Source organism: Sphaerotilus sp., assembly GCF_034519685.1.
Classification (GTDB): domain Bacteria; phylum Pseudomonadota; class Gammaproteobacteria; order Burkholderiales; family Burkholderiaceae_C; genus Sphaerotilus.
Genome location: NZ_JAXHOF010000003.1, coordinates 1,090,832 through 1,109,109 on the forward strand (window position 1 = coordinate 1,090,832; position 18,278 = coordinate 1,109,109).

General features: G+C 64.8%; 24 protein-coding genes. 11 read left to right on the top strand and 13 right to left on the bottom strand.

Annotated features, from left to right (window positions below; genetic code table 11):
• Positions 1–20: 20 nt before the first annotated feature.
• Complete coding sequence (locus U5O44_RS08745) at positions 21–1,592, top strand: methyl-accepting chemotaxis protein (protein WP_322588044.1); 1,572 nt, start codon at positions 21–23, stop codon at positions 1,590–1,592.
• Between the two features lie 22 nt (positions 1,593–1,614).
• On the opposite strand, the gene U5O44_RS08750 is transcribed toward U5O44_RS08745, so the two are convergent.
• Complete coding sequence (locus U5O44_RS08750) at positions 1,615–2,265, bottom strand: YbhB/YbcL family Raf kinase inhibitor-like protein (protein ID WP_322588045.1); 651 nt, start codon at positions 2,263–2,265, stop codon at positions 1,615–1,617.
• Positions 2,266–2,421: 156 nt separating this feature from the next.
• Between U5O44_RS08750 and U5O44_RS08755 the strand changes: the two genes are divergently transcribed.
• From U5O44_RS08755 to U5O44_RS08770, 4 genes are all read left to right on the top strand, one after another.
• Complete coding sequence (locus tag U5O44_RS08755; RefSeq protein ID WP_322588046.1) at positions 2,422–2,841, top strand: VOC family protein; 420 nt, start codon at positions 2,422–2,424, stop codon at positions 2,839–2,841.
• An 89-nt stretch (positions 2,842–2,930) separates the two neighbouring features.
• Positions 2,931–4,553: a sensor histidine kinase gene (locus U5O44_RS08760; protein WP_322588047.1), complete on the top strand. Its 1,623-nt coding sequence runs from the start codon at positions 2,931–2,933 to the stop codon at positions 4,551–4,553.
• On the top strand, positions 4,550–4,945 hold the full coding sequence (locus tag U5O44_RS08765; RefSeq protein WP_322588048.1) for a response regulator transcription factor: 396 nt from the start codon (positions 4,550–4,552) through the stop codon (positions 4,943–4,945). The genes U5O44_RS08760 and U5O44_RS08765 overlap by 4 nt, the downstream gene beginning before the upstream one ends.
• Positions 4,946–5,116: 171 nt before the next feature.
• Entirely contained in the window at positions 5,117–5,713 is a 597-nt protein-coding gene (locus U5O44_RS08770) for a hypothetical protein (protein ID WP_322588049.1), read from the top strand.
• Between the two features lie 53 nt (positions 5,714–5,766).
• On the opposite strand, the gene U5O44_RS23030 is transcribed toward U5O44_RS08770, so the two are convergent.
• Together U5O44_RS23030 and U5O44_RS08775 are read right to left on the bottom strand one after the other, a co-directional pair.
• Positions 5,767–5,862, bottom strand: coding sequence for a heme-binding protein (locus U5O44_RS23030; protein WP_416222144.1), 96 nt, complete (start codon positions 5,860–5,862; stop codon positions 5,767–5,769).
• A gap of 185 nt (positions 5,863–6,047) precedes the next feature.
• Positions 6,048–7,079 (bottom strand): MBL fold metallo-hydrolase, encoded by a 1,032-nt coding sequence (locus U5O44_RS08775; RefSeq protein WP_322588050.1) that lies wholly within the window; start codon positions 7,077–7,079, stop codon positions 6,048–6,050.
• 205 nt (positions 7,080–7,284) lie between these two features.
• On the opposite strand from U5O44_RS08775, the gene U5O44_RS08780 reads away from it, so the two are divergent.
• A complete protein-coding gene (locus U5O44_RS08780) occupies positions 7,285–8,436 on the top strand; it encodes an ISAs1 family transposase (RefSeq protein WP_322588051.1) in 1,152 nt (383 codons plus the stop codon).
• A 19-nt stretch (positions 8,437–8,455) separates the two neighbouring features.
• On the opposite strand, the gene U5O44_RS08785 is transcribed toward U5O44_RS08780, so the two are convergent.
• From U5O44_RS08785 to U5O44_RS08800, 4 genes are all read right to left on the bottom strand, one after another.
• Positions 8,456–8,854 carry a TlpA family protein disulfide reductase gene (locus U5O44_RS08785; protein ID WP_322588052.1) on the bottom strand — a complete coding sequence of 133 codons (399 nt, stop codon included), beginning with the start codon at positions 8,852–8,854 and terminating at the stop codon, positions 8,456–8,458.
• A 134-nt stretch (positions 8,855–8,988) separates the two neighbouring features.
• Positions 8,989–9,609 carry a sulfur oxidation c-type cytochrome SoxX gene (gene soxX / locus U5O44_RS08790; RefSeq protein WP_322588053.1) on the bottom strand — a complete coding sequence of 207 codons (621 nt, stop codon included), beginning with the start codon at positions 9,607–9,609 and terminating at the stop codon, positions 8,989–8,991.
• A 21-nt stretch (positions 9,610–9,630) separates the two neighbouring features.
• Complete coding sequence (soxA, locus tag U5O44_RS08795; protein ID WP_322588054.1) at positions 9,631–10,440, bottom strand: sulfur oxidation c-type cytochrome SoxA; 810 nt, start codon at positions 10,438–10,440, stop codon at positions 9,631–9,633.
• Between the two features lie 139 nt (positions 10,441–10,579).
• The gene (locus tag U5O44_RS08800; protein ID WP_322588055.1) at positions 10,580–11,128 is read right to left on the bottom strand and encodes a MerR family transcriptional regulator; all 549 of its coding nucleotides are present in this window, start codon (positions 11,126–11,128) and stop codon (positions 10,580–10,582) included.
• Here U5O44_RS08800 and U5O44_RS08805 point away from each other — a divergent pair.
• The 4 genes from U5O44_RS08805 (at position 11,127) to U5O44_RS08820 (ending at position 13,793) form a co-directional block, all read left to right on the top strand.
• On the top strand, positions 11,127–12,680 hold the full coding sequence (locus U5O44_RS08805; protein ID WP_322588056.1) for a cryptochrome/photolyase family protein: 1,554 nt from the start codon (positions 11,127–11,129) through the stop codon (positions 12,678–12,680). The genes U5O44_RS08800 and U5O44_RS08805 overlap by 2 nt on opposite strands.
• A gap of 67 nt (positions 12,681–12,747) precedes the next feature.
• Complete coding sequence (locus U5O44_RS08810; protein WP_322588057.1) at positions 12,748–13,194, top strand: thiol-disulfide oxidoreductase DCC family protein; 447 nt, start codon at positions 12,748–12,750, stop codon at positions 13,192–13,194.
• Between the two features lie 69 nt (positions 13,195–13,263).
• Entirely contained in the window at positions 13,264–13,443 is a 180-nt protein-coding gene (locus U5O44_RS08815) for a hypothetical protein (protein ID WP_322588058.1), read from the top strand.
• Positions 13,440–13,793, top strand: coding sequence for a hypothetical protein (locus U5O44_RS08820; protein ID WP_322588059.1), 354 nt, complete (start codon positions 13,440–13,442; stop codon positions 13,791–13,793). The genes U5O44_RS08815 and U5O44_RS08820 overlap by 4 nt, the downstream gene beginning before the upstream one ends.
• A gap of 32 nt (positions 13,794–13,825) precedes the next feature.
• On the opposite strand, the gene U5O44_RS08825 is transcribed toward U5O44_RS08820, so the two are convergent.
• The 3 genes from U5O44_RS08825 to U5O44_RS08835 are packed head-to-tail and all read right to left on the bottom strand — an operon-like array spanning position 13,826 to position 14,993.
• Complete coding sequence (locus U5O44_RS08825; protein ID WP_322588060.1) at positions 13,826–14,245, bottom strand: BLUF domain-containing protein; 420 nt, start codon at positions 14,243–14,245, stop codon at positions 13,826–13,828.
• Positions 14,239–14,532, bottom strand: coding sequence for a YlcI/YnfO family protein (locus U5O44_RS08830; protein WP_322588061.1), 294 nt, complete (start codon positions 14,530–14,532; stop codon positions 14,239–14,241). The genes U5O44_RS08825 and U5O44_RS08830 overlap by 7 nt, the downstream gene beginning before the upstream one ends.
• Positions 14,532–14,993, bottom strand: a complete 462-nt coding sequence (locus tag U5O44_RS08835) for a putative toxin-antitoxin system toxin component, PIN family (RefSeq protein WP_322588062.1) — start codon at positions 14,991–14,993, stop codon at positions 14,532–14,534. The genes U5O44_RS08830 and U5O44_RS08835 overlap by 1 nt, the downstream gene beginning before the upstream one ends.
• 302 nt (positions 14,994–15,295) lie before the next feature.
• Here U5O44_RS08835 and U5O44_RS08840 point away from each other — a divergent pair, with 302 nt between their 5' ends.
• Positions 15,296–15,550, top strand: a complete 255-nt coding sequence (locus U5O44_RS08840; RefSeq protein ID WP_322588063.1) for a DUF2281 domain-containing protein — start codon at positions 15,296–15,298, stop codon at positions 15,548–15,550.
• Positions 15,551–15,623: 73 nt separating this feature from the next.
• On the opposite strand, the gene U5O44_RS08845 is transcribed toward U5O44_RS08840, so the two are convergent.
• The 3 genes from U5O44_RS08845 to lpdA form a co-directional block, all read right to left on the bottom strand.
• Entirely contained in the window at positions 15,624–15,860 is a 237-nt protein-coding gene (locus U5O44_RS08845; protein WP_322588064.1) for a toxin-antitoxin system HicB family antitoxin, read from the bottom strand.
• Entirely contained in the window at positions 15,857–16,303 is a 447-nt protein-coding gene (locus tag U5O44_RS08850; RefSeq protein WP_322588065.1) for a putative toxin-antitoxin system toxin component, PIN family, read from the bottom strand. The genes U5O44_RS08845 and U5O44_RS08850 overlap by 4 nt, the downstream gene beginning before the upstream one ends.
• A gap of 136 nt (positions 16,304–16,439) precedes the next feature.
• Positions 16,440–18,266 carry a dihydrolipoyl dehydrogenase gene (gene lpdA, locus U5O44_RS08855; RefSeq protein ID WP_322588066.1) on the bottom strand — a complete coding sequence of 609 codons (1,827 nt, stop codon included), beginning with the start codon at positions 18,264–18,266 and terminating at the stop codon, positions 16,440–16,442.
• Positions 18,267–18,278 lie beyond the last annotated feature (12 nt).

The window sequence follows — 18,278 nt, forward strand, 5'->3', positions numbered from 1 at the left end:
GCCCTGTCGATAGGCCGGAGATGCCGCTCATCCCACTGCTCCGGACCTTCACCATCCGCACCCGCATGAATGCGGCGATCGCACTCGTCGTGGTGCTGTTCATGTTCGTGGGGGCCATCGGGATCTTCGCCGGCAAGCGCCTGCAGACCCTCAATGAACACATGACCACGAACGCATTGCGCGATGTGCGCCTGCTCGGCGTCGTGGCAGAACACATGGGGCAGCTGTCGCTGCATGAAAAACAGGCCATCATCGACTATGAGGACGGCATTTCCGTGCTCCGCGAGCGCGAGGCCTGGAAAGCCGCAGCGGACGCCATCCACCAATCGCTGACCACCTTGCAGACCCAGGCATCGGCCGACATGGCCCAACGCTGCGGCGAGGCGATGGTGCACCTGGACCAGTACATCCGGCACGCAACCGTGGTGCTCGACCGGGTGCAGGATGGCGGCTTCAACACCGCACACGACGCCGACAAGGCGATGGACAGCGCCAAGACGAACCTCCGGGCGATCGAGCAGCAGCTTGCCGGTCTGCGCCAGCAGGTCGACGCCCGCACCGAACAGGGTCAGCAGGCCTTCGACGCGGCCATGCAGCAGACGCTCGTGCTCTACCTCGGCACGCTCGGCCTGATCATCGCCCTGCTCGCACCGCTGACGTGGCTGAACGCGCGCTCCATCGTGCAGCCGATCGAAGAAGCGCAGAACATCGCGCGCGCCATCACGCGGGGCGACCTGACCCAGCCCATTGCGGTGAAGGGCGCAGACGAGGCCTCCGACCTGTCGGCTTCGCTGCGCGACATGCAGCACGCGCTGCGCACGCTGGTCGGTCAGGTGCGCGGCTCGGCCGAGGACATCCGATCCGCCAGCGACGAGATCGCCGCCGGCAACCTGCAGCTGAGCGCCCGCACCGAGCAGACCACCGACAACCTGCAGCAGACAGCCTCCTCCATGGAGGAACTCACCGCCACCGTGTACGAGTCGGCCAACGCGGCCCGCCACGCGAGCGAGCTGGCGGCGACGGCCGGTGCTGTTGCGGTGCGCGGCGGCTCGGCCGTGACCAGCGTCGTCGCCACGATGGAGGAGATCCAGGCCTCCTCCCGCAAGATCGCCGACATCATCGGCGTGATCGACGACATCGCCTTGCAGACCAATATCCTGGCGCTGAACGCTGCGGTCGAAGCAGCCCGTGCGGGCGAGCAGGGTCGGGGATTCGCCGTGGTGGCAGGCGAGGTGCGCAACCTGGCACAGCGCTCGGCCGGCGCAGCCCGCGAGATCAAGGCACTGATCGCCACCAGCGTCGACAAGGTCAGCTCCGGCGCACGCCTGGCCGCCGATGCCGGCAAGACCATGACCGAGATCGAAGCCTCGGTGCAGCGCGTCACCGCGATCATCGAGGCCATCACGGTGGCCAGCACGCAGCAGGCCGGCGGTATCGCCGACGTGAACTCGGCGGTCGTGCATCTGGACCAGATGACCCAGCAGAACGCCGCGATGGTGGAGCAGTCCGCCGCCGCCGCGCAGGGACTGCAGGAGCAGTCACAGCGGCTGAATCAGGTCGTGGGCGCGTTCCGGATCGACGCCGCAGCCTGACCGGGCCGCGTGGCGGACGGGCTCAGCGGCCGTAGGTGGCCGTGAACGAGGCCGTTCCCAGCAGCTTGTCGCCCAGACCCTTGTTCAGCGCGAAGCCGTGCAGCGCGGCGGAGCCCGTCTTGGGAATGCCGGCGGCGGCATACAGATCCGGCACGGCCAGCGCATAGACGGTGAAGATGTAGCGGTGCGGCTTGTCGCCCACCGGCGGGCACGGGCCGCCCCAGTTGCCATTGCCGCCCGTCGCGCCCGTGTCGAAGAAATCGTTGTGCCCACCGTTTGCGCCGGCCGGCAGCTTGGCGGCGGCATTGCCCGTCCCTTGCGCCAGCGACGTGACGGAGGCCGGGATGTTGTAGACGCCCCAGTGCCAGAAACCGCTGCCCGTCGGCGCGTCCGGGTCATAGACCTGGATGGCGTAGGACTTGGTGCCAGCCGGCGGATTGGCCCACACCAGCGTCGGCGAGACGTTGTCGCCCTTGCAGCCGAAGCCGTTGAGCACGTGCTTGTTGGCGATGGTGCTGCCCCCGGCGATGTCGGGGCTGGACAGCGTGAAGCTGCTGGTCGGCTTGCTCAGTGACGGGAGCGACGGCATTGAACCCGAGCAGCCGGCCAGCAGCGCAGCAGCGGCGGCGGTGGCAAGCAGGACGGGCGAGAAATGGGTACGTTGGCGTTGCATCGTGCAGAGTCTCCAGAGGCTGAAATCGGTTGCCGCGCATGGGCGTGGATATTCTGTCAGTCCCTGGCCGTCTGGTTCACCCCATGAACCCGAGGTCCGGCAGGGAGATTGATCAGGTACGGCCCGGCTCGACGGCATGGCAGGACAATGCCGCGCATGCACTACCTCCACACCATGGTCCGCATCACCGATGTCGATGCCTCGCTCCATTTCTACCGCGACGCCCTGGGCTTGCAGGTGCTCTCGCGCCGCGACGTGCCGCAGGGGCGCTTCACGCTGATCTTCCTGGCCGCGCCGGGCAACGAGACGGCGCAGGTCGAACTCACCCACAACTGGGATCCCGAGGCTTACACCGGCGGGCGCAACTTCGGGCACCTCGCCTATGCGGTGGACGACATCTACGCGACCTGCCAGCGGCTGATGGACCACGGCGTGACGATCAACCGGCCGCCGCGGGATGGGCGGATGGCGTTCGTGCGCTCGCCGGACGGGATCTCGGTCGAGCTGCTGCAGCATGGGGCGGCGCTGGCGGTGGCGGAGCCTTGGGCGTCGATGCCGAATGTGGGCGCATGGTGAATGTGGTGAAGGCAGACCCGTGCCGCGCTCCGCTGCGGCGCATGTGCCGCATGCCTGCAACCTCCTGAACGCCTGACGCACCGAACCCCATGTACCGCAGACGCTTGTCCCTGGCCCTGGGCGTGCTGGCCCTGGCGTTCATGTTGCAGGGCGCCGTGGCCTGGTGGGCGATCGACGTGGCCACCGGCCATGTGCAGCGGGGCCGGGTGGTCAGTGACCTGCTGAAGGGTTATCTGGAACTCTCGGCCACCAAGCAGCGCCTGCGGAGCTGGACCTCGCAAGTCTTGCTGCAGGCGGGTGCCGATGGCCAGCTGCGCGACCGCTACCAGCTGGACATGCTCATGACACTGGAGCGGCTGGAAGGCTATGCCCTGCTCGCCGCAGAACTCGACAACGACGTCCACCGCGCCGCCATCGATCTGGCACAGCGGCGCGAGACGCTGGACATCCTGCGGCGCAGCCTGGAGGAGCTGCGCGTGGCACTGGCGAGCGCACGGCCCATGCCCCGCGATGCCGACCCCACCGTCGCCTGGGCCGAGCTGACACGGGTATTCGATGCCTCGCAAGGCCGGGACTTGCGCAGCCTGCTGGCCCAGACGATTGCCCGGGAGCAGCAAGCCGTGAACCGCGAGCGGGCAGCGGCAGACCGCTCCTTGTCGCTGCTGGCGGCCGGCGCGCTGGGGGCCACGCTGGTGATCGCGGCCGCTGCCGCCGTGCTCGCGATGCACTTCGCCCGCGCATTGCGCCAGCCCCTGGACGAGCTGGCCGCCGGTGCCAAGGCCTTGCAGCGCGGCGAGCTGGACCATCGCATCCCGGACCAGCGGAACGACGAGTTCGCCATCCTGGCGAGCACCGTGAACGCCATGGCCCAGGAGCTGCAGCAGCACCGGGCCCGGGAGGCACAGGTCCGCCACGACCTGGAGGAGCAGGTGCAGACCCGCACGGCCGAACTGCAGCAGGCCCTGCAGGCGCTGCAGTCCGTGGATGCCTCGCGGCGCAGGCTGTTCGCCGACATCAGCCACGAATTGCGCACCCCCACCACCGCGATCCGCGGGGAGGCCGAGATCGCGCTCAGGGGCCGCGACAAGCCCTTGGCCGAGTACCAGGACGCACTGCGCCGCATCGTCGACACCGCCAGCCAGCTCAGCCAGATCATCGACGACCTGCTGACCATGGCCCGCAGCGACGCCGAGGCGCTGAGCATCCAGCAGCGTCCCGTGTCGATCCGGACGCCCCTGCAGGAAGCCTTGCAGCAAGCCCAGCCGCTGGCGGCTTCCTGCCAGGTGACGCTGCACGTGCAGGATGTGCTGCCGGAACAGCTCTGCGTGCTGGGGGATGCGGCACGCCTGCGGCAGCTGATCATGCTGCTGCTCGACAACGCGATCCGCTATTCGCACCGCGGCGGCGCGGTGCACATCCGTACCCGGTGCAGCGACGACGGCACACGCTGGCAGCTGGAGGTGCACGACCACGGGATCGGCCTGCAACTCGAGGAACTGCCCCACCTCTTCGAGCGCCACTTCCGCGGCACACGGGCCCGGGTGCACCGGGCCGACGGGACCGGTCTGGGCTTGCCACTGGCCCAGACCCTGACCAAATCCCACAGCGGCCAGCTGCAGCTGCAGCCCCACCCCGAAGGCGGCACGGTGGCATGCCTGAGCCTGCCGCTGCGGGCCCGTGATGCCGCAGCGCTGCCCTCCTCCTCCACATGAACATCCTCATCGTTGAAGACGACCGGCGCGTGGCCGACTTTCTGGAGCGCGGCCTGCGCGCCGAGGGCCACCGCGTGCAGGTCGCCCGCACTGGCCCCGAAGGACTGCAGATGGCCACGGACCTCGACGCCATGCGCGTGACCCGCGCCGGCCAGGCGCTGGACCTCACCGCCCGGGAACTGGCCCTGCTGGAGTTGCTGATGAGCGCCCCGGGGCGGCTCTACAGCCGCGAACGCATCCTGGCCAATGTCTGGGGGGTGCATGAAGACCCACTGACGAACGTGGTCGATGTCTACATCCGCCGCTTGCGCAGCAAGATCGACGAGGGACAGGGGCCGTCGCTCATCCACACCGTGCGGGGTCTGGGCTACCGCCTGGAGGCACCGGGCTAGGCGCCATGGCATGGCATGGCATGGCATGGCATGGCATGGCATGGCATGGCGACACAGGATCGTCATCTTCTCGTCATCTGGGGCAAGGGTTCCGTTCATGCAACGGCAGCGGCGGTTTCATGCATGCCCAGCAGACTCTCGCCTGTGTCCACTCGCTGAAGAGAAGCTTCCATGTCCATCCGCCACCCGGTCCTCGCCTCCTCCCCTGCCCCGCGCCGCACGCTGCTGGCAGCCGCCCTGCTCGCCCTGTCTGGCACGGCTGCGGCCTTCTCGCCCACTGTCGTCAACACGAACATCACCGAAGCCGATGTCCGGTCCGCACAGGAAGGCTGGGGCAAGGCCCTCATCCAGATCAGCGAAGACCACGCCAGCGGCGGTCTGAGCAAGGCCAAGGCCACGGCAGGCGCCGTCCTCGACGCCGCCTATGGCTACAACATGGGCGTGGTGCTGTTCAAGCCCACCCTGGCCCACGGCCAGCAGACCTTCCGCACCACCCGAGCCGGTGCACTGGCCTACTTCGTCGGCGACGACAAGACCTACCCCGACGACACCGGCTTCGCCCTCAAGGGCTGGAAGAAATACGAGTTCAAGAATGCCGGCGTATTCATCAATGGTGACCTGGCGCTGACCCAGGGCCATGTGATGCTGACCGACAAGCAGGGCAAGGTCACGGTGGTCGACAAGACCTGGGGCTTCAAGAAGGACGAGAAGGGACAGCTGCGCATCGTGCTGCACCACTCGTCACTGCCGTACCAGCCGGCCAAGTGAGCTACAGCACTGTGCCGGGGACGCTTTGATCCAGACCGAGACAGCCGCATGGCTCATCGCAGCAGCAGCCAGATTTCATTGCGACGCATGAACCAGGGCGTCATGGGGCTGTTGTAGCGTGCCAAGACCGGCTGGCCCTGTGTGGCCACGCCGACGGCAGTCAGGCTACCTCAGGAAGGCCGCTGCCGGCCCCAAGGAAGCGCATCAGTGGGTGTTTAAGCGCCTTGGCTGGGGTGGCCTTAGGGGAGGAAAAAGGGCGTTTGAATTTCCTATCCTCCGGGGACATGCTGTTCGCTTGCTGGTCTTTGTCTGCGCCCATGCTGACGCTCAGCGATTACTCGCGCTCCAGTTCCAGGTAAGTCCTGCTGGCGTTGCCGGGCATCAGCTCGGCGGCATTCAGCAATCGCGTGAAAGGTGCGGCGTTGAAGGACTTCACCGCTGCGCTGGCGTCAGTGCCGTCGTCCACCGCCTTTTTCATGTGCGCGCGCAGGGCCATCAGATAGGCCTGGGTGTCGGCCTTGGCCGTAGCCACGTTGGTGACGCTGCCGTGACCAGGCACCAGCACGGCCGGGTTCAGCTGCTCGACAACGGCAAAGGTGGCCAGCCAGCGCTGAGTATGGCTAACGGGCAGCACACCCAGCATGCGGTCTACGTAGACCACGTCGCCGGTGAACAACACGTTTTTACCCGGTAGCCAAACCATGGTGTCACCCGGCGTGTGCGCGCCCCCGCGGTGCTTGAAGTCAAAGACGACACCGCCGAGTTCCAGCCGCTCGTCGCTGCCACTGAGCCAGCGCGTGGGCAGCGTGGGCACGGTGCCGTCGGCCTTGGCACCCAACGTGGCCTTTAGGCTCTGCAGGTGGTCGTTACCGCGGTTGTTCATGTCGGCCTTGGCATGGGCGTGCGCGATGATTTCAATGCCCTGTGCCGCAAAGTAGCCATTGCCCAGCCAGCGGTGGTCTTGCCCGCCGGTGTTGAAGACCCACTTCAGCGGCTGCTGCGTCACGGCTTTTACAGCGTCGTGGATCTGCCGGGCGCTTTGAAAGGTGGCTCCACTGTCGATAAGCGCGGCGCCGGAGTTTGTCACCACCAGTCCGATGTTGGCGTTCAGGCCTTCGTTCTCCACGGAACGGGCGCCTTTGTCGCCGACATGGGCATAGACCCCGTCAGCAACACGTTGGAAACGAACCTCCACGGCCTGCACAGCCAGGGGCACTGCAGCCAACAAGGTGGCGGCCAACCACCGAGTGAATTTGCGATTCATCGTTTTCAAGTTAAGCCTTTCAAGGTACCGCGTTGAACAGAAAGCGCGCGGGTACTGCCGCGGCACCTGGCGCGTGCGTTGAGAAAGTGTCAGGCTGGTCATGTGTGGGTCTCCTGCAGTGAATACGAAAGAGCCCACGAAAGGATGCGTCGCTGTTACAAAAAACGCGCGATGCCCTCGATATCTTCAGGAAACAGCTGCCCGGCTTCACTCATCACCACCCTCAGGGCGATTGCATCAAATATTTCTTGACAGAAGTGCCAGAAAGCTGGTCTTGAAGTGAGAGAGAAGTCCGAGTGAGATGCCTGTGACGAGTACAGAAGACCCCCCCGGAGACCTGAGCGCCTTCGCAGACCTGCCCGACCCGCGCCGACGCCACTGCCGCCACCCGCTGCAGGAGCTGCTGCTGGTGGCCTTCGCGGGGATCGCCAGCGGGGCGCAGGACTGGGTGGGCGTGAGCGACTGGGGGGCGCTCAAGCTGGACTGGCTGCGCCGCTTCCTGCCCTTCGAGCAGGGCGTGGCCTCGCACGACACCTTCAACCGGGTGTTCGCACTGCTGGACTCGAAGGCGTTCGAGGCGTGTTTCATCCGCTGGATGCAGCCGCTGTGCCCGGCCGTGGAGGGTGGCCCCACGATCGCCATCGACGGCAAGAGCGTGCGCGGCTCGCGCACCGGGGGCGCAGCGATGGTGCATCTGGTGTCGGCCTGCCACACCGCCAGCGGCCTGACGCTCGGGCAGGTGCGCACTCCCGCCAAGAGCAACGAGATCACGGCGATCCCCGAACTGCTGGACGCACTCGATGTCAAGGGTGCCACCGTCACGATCGACGCGCTGGGCTGTCAGCGTGACATCGCCGCGAAGATCCGCGAGCGCGGGGCCGAGTTCATCCTGTCGGCCAAGGACAACCAGGCCACGCTCGCGCAGGCCACACAGACCCTGTTCGACCGCTCCGTGCAGGATGTCGAGCGCGGCCTCCTGCAGCAGGACATCACCCTCGACAAGGGCCACAGCCGCCTGGAGACCCGCCGCTGCGTCGTCGCCCATGACGTGAGCACGCTGCCCGAGGCAATCCGCCGGGACTGGCCCGACCTGAAGACCGCCATCATGGTCGAATCCACCCGCGAGTTCATCAACGGGCGCCACCAGGGCGAGGCCAGCACCGAGCGGCGCTACTACATCAGCTCCGCCGCCTTCGACCCCAGCGAGTTCAACCGCCGCATCCGCCAGCACTGGCACATCGAGAACCAGTGCCACTGGGTGCTTGATGTCGTCTTCGGCGAGGATGACGCCCGAATCTATGTCGGCCACGGCGCACAGAACTTCGCCATCCTGCGCCGCATCGTGCTCAACCTCCTCAAGCGCGAAACTTCCACCAAGGCCAGCGTGCGCCGCAAGTGGAACCGCCTCAGCTGGAGCCCCGATTACCTGCAGAGCCTGTTCGGCCTCGTGCCCTTGTGAGCCCGTCTCCCTCTCCTCGTCACCAACCGCTGTCTTTTTTGTCAAGAACTATTTGATGCAATCGCCCTGTCACCACCCTGCCGTCTCGACCCAGCACCACCGTCACCGGCAGGCCCTTGGGCTTAGGCAGCGCACGTGCGATCTCGGGCGTCACCCACGCCGAGGCAAACTGGTAGCCGCGCCGCGAGAGGTAAGCCGTCGCATCCTCTGGCTTCTTGTCGATCGACAGTCCCACAACACGCAGGCCGCGGTTGGCGTGGGCGCGCTGCAGTTGGTCGATCAGCGGCGACTGCACGGCACAGAACGGGCACCAACTGGCCCACCAATAGAGCACGACGACGTGGCCATTCAGTGTGGCTGGGTGCAGTGTCGTGCCACCCAGCAAGGGCAGGTCGGGCAGGATCAGGCGCGAACCCACGGGCGGTGGCGGGCGGGCTTCGCGCTTGCTCGGCGATGGGGTTTGAGCCTGAACGGGCGCCCCGCATACGCCCCATGCCCAGGGGATCAAAGGCGCCAGTTTCAAAAGCACCCGACGCGCCGGACCGATGGCTTTCACTGGTTGACGGGTGACTTCGGGTCCATCAGCAAGCCGACCAGATCGGCGATTTGTTCAGGCTGGAGGATGCCGTTGAGACCAAATCGCGGCATGTTGGAGCAGGCCGAAAAAGCGTGCGAGTTATAGATCTTGTCGTAGGTGTATTTGACGATGGCTTCGCTGTTACCCCGGAGCTTGCCGTATTGGTTCAAACCGGGACCCAAGGTGCCGTAAGACAGCTCTTGTTTGGTCATTTGGTGACACGCATAGCAGTTGCCGCCAGGCTTTTGATTCGGGTTGTTGTCGCCCACGCGCAGGCCATAACCGCTTTGGGCGATCGCTTCGCCCCTCTTCCAGTCTCCGATCAATGTGCCGCTGGCGGGGTACACCACCTTCATCGCAGCGTTCATTTTCTCGACGCGCTCGGCATCGGCTTTGCTCGGTTTGTCCCTTGCGGCGCTGCAAATTTTTTGGGTGTCGTCTTGCACGAGGCGTTTCTCCCAACCCGGTTGCATGTTCTGCCAAGAACTGGCGACGGCCTGTTCGGCGCTCGGGAATCCTGCGCTGCCACCCAGGCTTCCGCAACCAACCAACAAGGTCACTGCGCCAGCGCTCAGGAGAAGGTTTTTCGGTTTCATGTTTTGTTCTCTCTTGCCGCTTCAGCGCTTGATGTAAGGGGACTTGATCTCGTTGCCATTGCCTATTGCGTTCATGTAGGTCAGCAAGGCCGTCACTGCATCGGATGTGTATTGAACGTCGGGGTGACGCATCTGCCAGTAGCAGTCCCACATGCGGTGCTGCAGCGTACGCACCTCGCTTTGCGAGACGCGATAGGCAGGCCATGTCGCAACTCCAGTTGCTGCGCCTTCCGTCTTCAGCAGGTTGGGCAAACCCTGTAGGCGGATGCGCTTGCCGTCCTCGGCATGGCAGGTCGCGCAGGAGAAGTCAAAGGGGCCGCTGCGACGCCAAAAGAGGTCTTCACCCGTCTTGACTGCTGCATTCACAGCGGGGTGGCTGGTGTCAACCTTGAACGCCATGCCGTTGGACTTGGCTGCGACGAATGTGGCGATTGCCGCCATGTCCGAGCCTGGACCCTTGCTCTTGAAAGCGCCCTTGTTGAAATACGGTTTGGTGTCCCAACCCTGCAGGGTTTCCATGCAGTACACCAAGCGCGCTTCGAGGTCCATGACCTTGCGCGCGTCGGCAAAGTAGCGCGGCAATTCTGCGTAAGCGCCCTCGAGCTTGCCCGGGCCTTTACCCAGATCGCAGGTTTCCAGCGACGCGTTCTTGGTGCCCCGTTTGGTTTTCCACAGTACTTCGCCCCGCATTTCCCAAAGCTCGGCTGGGTTGCCATCTTGAAGGGCGGCGCGATACGCGGCGATGCCGGCGTCAGACTGGTCTTGAGCAAGCAGCGGCTGGGCCAAACCGGCCGTTGCCACGGCCGCAATGGCCCATGCGTTGATGTTCATCTGATTGGGACTCCGGTCATTTGATGTGTGAGCTTCTGTCTCGAACGGAGTGGTTGGCAATCCACATATTGCCGTTCGAGCAATATCAGTCAACGCGGATGTTAGTCATTTCTGAACATTGCGAGCTCAGGGTTTGTGCTCAGACTTCCGGGCCGCAGGTGTGAGGTAGCCAGACTGGAGGGCATGACGATAGAACGCGCTGCAGTTGTAGCGTGTCCAGCGAGGCCAGGCTGCCAATGGCGTGCCCCAGGTCCGTCAGCTGCTTGATGAGCGTCAGCCGACGAACGTCATCGGCCGAGTACAGGCGTTGACCGCTCGGCGTCAGCGCTGGCTGGGTCAGCCCGTAGCGGCGCTCCCCTACGCGCAGCGTGGCCACCGGCATGTGCAACATGCGCGCCACCGCCCCACTGCGGTGGAGTGACGGCTCCGCGGCCTTCGTCACCTCCGCTGCGGGAAGTGGGGACGGTCTTGTTGGCTTGGTTTTTTCCATTTTTTGACTCGTTTTTGACGCCGATAATATGGCCATTTCCGCATCAATGTATTTCTTGAACTGCTTTTGAGTTGGTCCTGTCGTACAATTTGACGACAATGAGCCATCCACAGCGTGTGTCGCAACCCTCGATGAAGCCAACACACCAAGTGCACATCCGGGTACACGCTGCCCTGGTCTCGCACAAGGACAGCACATGACCGAACTGCGCTCACTGATCGTCGTGCTCGGCGACCAGCTCGATCTTGATGCCTCCGCCTTTGATGACTTCGATGCCAGCGTTGACGCCGTGTGGATGGCTGAAGTCGCCGAGGAGTCGACACATGTCTGGTCGAGCAAGCCGAGGACAGTGACGTTCCTGTCGGCCATGCGCCACTTCGCGCTGGCGCTGCAGGCCGCTGGTCGTCCGCTGCACTACACGCGCCTGGACACATCCTCAAAAGCCAGCACCCTGGCGGGCACCCTGCAGGCGGACCTCCTGCACCTGAAGCCTGCCCGCCTGCTGATGACCGCTCCGGGTGACTGGCGGGTGCTGCAAGCGATCAAGGCCGTGGCTGCGTCCCATGGGCTGCCGCTGGACATCCGCGAGGACCGCCATTTTTTCAGCAGCGTCCGTGATTTCGCAGCGCATGCCAAAGGCCGCAAGTCGTTGCGCATGGAGTATTTTTATCGCGAGCAGCGCAAGCGGCATGACGTCCTGATGCAAGGCGATGCGCCTGTGGGTGGGCAGTGGAACTTCGATGCCGAGAACCGCGAAGCCTTCGGTCCTGCCGGCCCCGGCAACGTGCCGCCTCGCACGGCGTTCGAGCCCGACGCCATCACGCGTGAAGTGATCGCGCTCGTCCACGACCGCTTCGCAGACCATCCCGGCCGGCTCGACAGTTTTGCCTGGCCAGTGACACGCGCCCAGGCGCTGCAGTCATTGCAGGTCTTCATCCAGGAACGGCTGCCGTTGTTCGGTCGTTACCAGGACGCGATGTGGTCGGGTGATGCGTGGCTGTACCACTCGCACTTGTCGGCCGCGCTCAATCTGAAGCTGTTGAACCCCCGTGAAGTGGTCGCAGCGGCCGAGGCCGCTTACCACAGTGGACACGCGCCATTGGCCAGCGTCGAAGGCTTCATCCGGCAGATCCTGGGCTGGCGCGAGTATGTGCGCGGTGTCTACTGGACCCAGATGCCGGCCTACCAGGAACGCAATGCGCTGGGTGCCCAGGAAGACCTGCCCGCCTGGTTCTGGACCGGCGCCACCGACATGGTCTGCCTGCGCGACGCACTGGTGCAAACGCTGGAACACGGCTATGCCAACCACATCCAGCGCCTGATGGTGACGGGTCTGTACGCGTTGATGTTAGGCGTCGAGCCGAAACAGGTGCATGCCTGGTACCTGGCGGTCTACGTCGATGCGGTCGAGTGGGTCGAGCTGCCCAACACGCTGGGCATGAGCCAGTACGCCGACGGCGGCGTGATGGGCAGCAAGCCCTACGTCGCCACCGGCAAGTACCTCCAGCGCATGAGTCCCTACTGCAAGGGCTGCCGCTACGACCCGGCGCAACGCAGCGGCGACAGCGCCTGCCCGTTCACGACGCTTTACTGGGACTTCCTGATGCGGCATGAGGACACCCTGGCGCGCAACCCGCGCATGGCATTGCAGGTGAAGAACGTGGCGCGGCTGACCGATGTGCAGAAGCAGGAGGTGACCCAGCGTGCGGCGGCCATCCGCTGCGGCGACGTCGGTGTCGCACATGGGTGAGCGCTTCTGCCACCTGCAGGTTGCACCTGGCCGCCGATCCGCTGACCGTTGACGAGAGGCCTGCATGATGACCAACGCTGCGAACGAGAACATCCAGAAAGCCGTACCGTTGACCGTGCTGTACGACGGCGCCTGCCCGCTGTGTCGCCGTGAGATTGGCGTCTACCGTGGTCTGCAGCCATTGCACCTTGATGCGCCGGTGTGTTTTGCTGATGTCAGCGACACCACGCTGCCGCTGCCGCCGGACACCACACGCGAGCAACTGCTGGCGCGCTTCCACGTGCGCGGTCGCAACGGTGAACTGCTCAGCGGAGCGCAGGCGTTCCTGGCGCTGTGGGCTGCATTGCCTGGCTGGCGTTGGCTGGCCCTGGCAGGCCGCGTGCCGGGTGCCGTCTGGGCGATGGAGCGCACCTACCGGCTCTTCTTGCGCTTCCGGCCGAGCTTGCAACGCTGGGCTTTTCGTCTGGACAAGCTGCGGCAGCGTGCTCGGCTGGAGGACCACCGAAAGGCGTGACGCGCAACGTGATTTCTCAACCTCTGCTGACGGCAACCAAGTCAAATGACCGAAAAAATGAACACGGAAATGAACGAAGACCTGCGCTGCTGCGGCAGCGGTACTTGCATCATCGACGCCGACGGCCGCTGCTGGTGTGGTCAGCAGTGGGACGGGCAGAAAATGGCCCATGCCCCACTGGCGAAGGTTGAAGCCCCCGGCCAAGCGGCTGCGGCGCAGCCGGATCCCAACGACCCGAGATCACCATGAACCTGTTCAACAAACTTCCCGGTTTCGTGCAATCGCAGCCGGGCCGGGAGCAGCAGGTCTGGCAACGCCTGCCGGCCATTGGACTGTGGGGCACGCTGCTGCCGCTGGGGCTGGCAGGGTTGAACCACCTACTGGCGCCAAATGTCGCCGAGTCCAGCGCTGACGCAGCCGCGTTGCTGCTGTGGGATTACACGATGTTCGGCGTCGTGGTGCTGCACTGGACATTAATGCTGACCGTTGCGATCGGATGCTTCATCGTCCGGGTGATGAAGGGGCCGGCGTATGTGGCCGACGCCTACCCATTGCCCACTGAAAGCGAGGAACCGTTGACGGAGAGGCGCCGGACTTAGCCGCGCAAGGTTTGCGCGAGCGGCTGGGCAGATCAAGGCGTTGCACGCACCGCCCTGCCACAGGCGACAAGCGCGTCGATGCGCGCCATGACCAGCGCGCCGCTCGCTGAGTAGGGATCAAATTCAGGCCAGGCGATCTTCGTTTGCGGATCCACGTCCGACAGACTGACGTGTGCCATGGACCAGCCACGGTAGCGGCGCTCGACAATGCTCTCGCAGTGAAGCAGCTCCAGTTCCTTGTGACGTGGGTCTGCGTGAATGCGTGCATACAGACTCGTCACTCTGTTGCGGTCTCCTTCCAGCGCCTGCAGATACACCCCCTGGCCTTCGCAGAGCATGCCCGTGATGTCGTTTTCCGTGTTCCAGGCGTGGGCCTTGCGCAAAATCGAATCGGTGCGTGCCACCGTCTGTGGGCCTACGGGTCTGCTCAAGTAAATCAGGCGAATCAGCATGCTTCGGGTCTCATGGACGATGTTGTGGTGACAGTCTTGGACGCCAGCCGGTCGTCCTCCGTTGGCGGTTGCCCTCCCGCGCGATTCAGCAGCGCCATGGCGGCTTGCACATCCCCGCGCTGCGCTCGTTCGGTGAAGTAATCCGCTGTCTTCAGCGCCGCCAGCTTTTCGGCTACTGCGCTCACGATGAACTGGTTGAGCGTCGTGCCATCTTCCCTGGCCACCTGTTCAGCCCCTGTCTTCAGCGATCGGGGCAGGCGCAGGGCGTAATTGCTCGGTGTTCCCATCACGAACTCCTTGGGTCTTGCTGGAAAAACTGCCGAGGTGTCAGCACCGACACCCCGAACTTCATGGACTGGGGCAGAAAATCCCGTGCATTGAAGGTCACGAGGCCCACTGACGCCCCCAGCACCTGCCGGTTGGCCGCGACCTCCAGCACCAGATCATCGTTCGGGTCTTTCAACTGGGGCCGCCAGAGGAAATGGATCGACACCTGCGTCAATCGCCCCGCCAGCACATCCAGCAGGTTGAGCACAGAAGCCCGCTCCACGCCTGCCGCCTTGAGATGCTCCGGCCGTGTCAAGACGGCCTCGTACTCCAGAAACAGCGGCACGCTGCACAACACCGCCCACCGCTGCGTGATGACCTCTCGCACGATCTCGGCGGAAGCGCCTGTCGGGCTGCGCACTGCGGCCACCAGTACATTGGTATCCAGAACAATGTTCATATTGCCTGCAATATATGGCAAGGCTCATCGATCTGCAATCCCTACAGGCTGTTCACCATGAATGACAAAGCCCGACCGGCTCACACCGATCGGGCTTTTCTTAGCAGGCGTTGATGCGCTGCGTAGGTACCCGCTTTCGCGGGCATGACGGGGATTGGCTTACTTCTTGCTATTCGGCGTGCGGCCCACGGCTTGCAGTACCAGGTCGTAGACGCCTTCCGACTTCGTGCCGGGCTTGCAGCCCACCGAACCCGGCTTTGTTGTACAACTCGACTCGATCATTGATGATCGCGCGACGATGTAGGCCGACGAGAGGGATCACCATGAACTACGCACAGACCATCTACCAGCGCAGCCTGCAACTGCCGGACACTGCGGCGCAAGAGGCGCTCGACTTCATCGACTTCCTGCTCCAACGCTACGCCCCTGCTGCGGCCAGAACACCCGGTCGAGGCGATGCCGCCCCACAGGACACCGCCGCGTTCCTGCGCGCTGTGGCCGGAGGGTGGGGTGATGACATCCCGGACGACATCGACGACACGGACCTGGGAACGGATACCCCCCGAGACTCGCTCTGACGGACATCGGCCACATGACCACGCCCGTGACCGCCCCACGCTACCTGCACCCAACCCGAACAGACCTCGGGCATCACTTCCGGTCCATCGGCTCCGGCTCCGCGTCCGGCACTTGCGCCATCGCGGCCATGAACTTGTCCCGGCTGCTGCGGGTGGCCCGCTGCTCCAGGTAGTCCTGGGTGGCCAGCGCCGACAGCTTTTCGGCCAGCGCCGTGCTGATGAGCTGGTTGACCGAGATGCCCTCCTGCGATGCGTAGACCTTGGCGTTCTTGTGCAAGGATTCGGGCAAGCGGATGCTGAGTGCGCTCATGGCTGCTTCCTTTCCGGCTGGTTCAAATCGTTCAGGTTCAAGAATGTCTGCGGCGTCATCACCTTGATGCCAAGGGAAGAGGCCGCCGCGAAATCCCGCAGGTTCCAGGTGACGATGCATTGGCACTGCCCGTTCACGGCCGCCTCCAGCACCATGTCGTCTTTCACGTCCGCCAGTCGGGGGCGCCACAGGAAATGCACCGTCTGGCGAACGGCCATGGCGCAAAGGTAGTCGAGGATGTCCGTCACGGCGGCAGGGGCGACCGGCACCATGCCTGGGCGCAGCAGGACATCCTCGTACTCCATGACCAGTGGAACCGTGACCACAGGCTGGTAGCGCCCCTGATCCAGTTGCGTCAGCAGCTCGAATGACCAACCGGCCCTCGAACGCAGGGCGGCGACGAGCACGTTGGTGTCGATGACAATTTTTAGCACATGGTGCATGGTATTGCCAATGATACCGAAACATGCTGCATGTCTCCAACAAAAAGCCCGACCGGCTCACACCGATCGGGCTTTTCTTCGCAGGCGTTGATGCGCTGCGTGGGTACCCGCTTTCGCGGGTATGACGGGGATCGGCTTACTTCTTGCCCGGCGGCAGGTCCGTACAGCTACCGTGCGCGACCTCGGCCGCCATCCCGATCGACTCGCCCAGCGTCGGATGCGGATGAATCGTCTTCCCGATGTCCACCGCGTCCGCGCCCATCTCGATGGCCAGCGCGATCTCGCCGATCATGTCGCCCGCATGCGTGCCGACGATGCCGCCGCCGAGGATCTTGCCGTGGCCATGCGCCTCGGGCGAGTCATCGAACAGCAGCTTCGTGAAGCCCTCATCGCGGCCATTGGCGATGGCGCGGCCAGAAGCCGTCCACGGGAACAGGCCCTTCTTGACCTTGATCCCCTGCGCCTTCGCCTGGTCCTCGGTCAGCCCCACCCACGCCACTTCCGGATCGGTGTAGGCCACGCTCGGGATCACGCGGGCGTTGAACGCGGCCGAGGCCAGCTCCTTGTTGCCCTGCAGCGTGCCGGCGATGACTTCCGCCGCGACGTGCGCCTCATGCACCGCCTTGTGCGCCAGCATCGGCTGCCCGACGATGTCGCCGATGGCGAAGATGTGCGGCACGTTGGTGCGCATCTGGATGTCGACGTTGATAAACCCGCGATCGGTCACCGCCACGCCGGCCTTGTCGGCGGCGAGCTTCTTGCCATTGGGCGTGCGGCCCACGGCTTGCAGCACCAGGTCGTAGATGCCTTCCGACTTCGTGCCGTCCAGCCCCTCGAACTGCACCTTGATGCCTTCCGGGGTGGCTTCGGCGCCGACGGTCTTCGTCTTCAACAGGATGTTGTCGAAGCGCTTGGCGTTCATCTTCTGCCAGACCTTGACGAGGTCACGGTCCGCGCCCTGCATCAGGCCGTCGAGCATTTCCACCACGTCCAGGCGGGCGCCCAGCGTGCTGTAGACGGTGCCCATCTCCAGGCCGATGATGCCGCCGCCGACGATGAGCATCTTCTTCGGCACGGACTTGAGCGCGAGCGCCCCGGTCGAGTCGACGATGCGCTCATCCTGCGGGAAGAACGGCAGGCGCACGGCCTGCGAGCCCGCCGCGATGATGGCGTGCTTGAACTTCACGACCTTGGCGCCGCCAGCGCGCTCGGTGCCCGCGCCGGTGGTTTCCTCGACCTGCACGTGGTACGGGTCCAGGAACTGGCCGACGCCGCGCACGGTGGTGACCTTGCGCATCTTGGCCATCGCGGCCAGGCCGCCGGTCAGCTTGCCGATGACCTTGTCCTTGTGGCCGCGCAGCTTGTCGATGTTCAGGCTCGGGGCGCCGAACTCGACGCCGAGCGCGCCCAGGTGCGAGACCTCGTCCATCACGGCCGCGACGTGCAGCAGCGCCTTCGACGGGATGCAGCCCACGTTCAGGCACACGCCGCCGAGCGTCGCGTAACGCTCGACGATGACGACCTTCAGACCCAGATCGGCCGCACGGAACGCCGCCGAGTAGCCGCCGGGGCCGGCGCCGAGCACGAGCAGGTCGCACTCGACATCGGCCGCGCCGCTGTAGCTCCCTGCATTACTCCCTCCCCCAGCGGGGGAGGGTTGGGGAGGGGGTGAAGCCGCAGGCGAAGCTTGTGCCGCTGGGGGAGGGTTAACAGCCGCAGCCGCCTCCGCGCTGTCCAGCACCAGGATCACGCTACCCTGGTTCATCTTGTCGCCGATGGCGACCTTCAGCTCCTTGACCACACCCGCGTGGCTCGACGGAATCTCCATCGACGCCTTGTCAGACTCCACCGTGATGAGGCTCTGTTCGGCCTTCACCGTGTCGCCGGCCTTCACCAGCAGCTCGATGATCGCCACGTCCTTGAAGTCGCCGATGTCGGGGACTTGTACTTCGATCAATGCCATGTCAGTGACTCC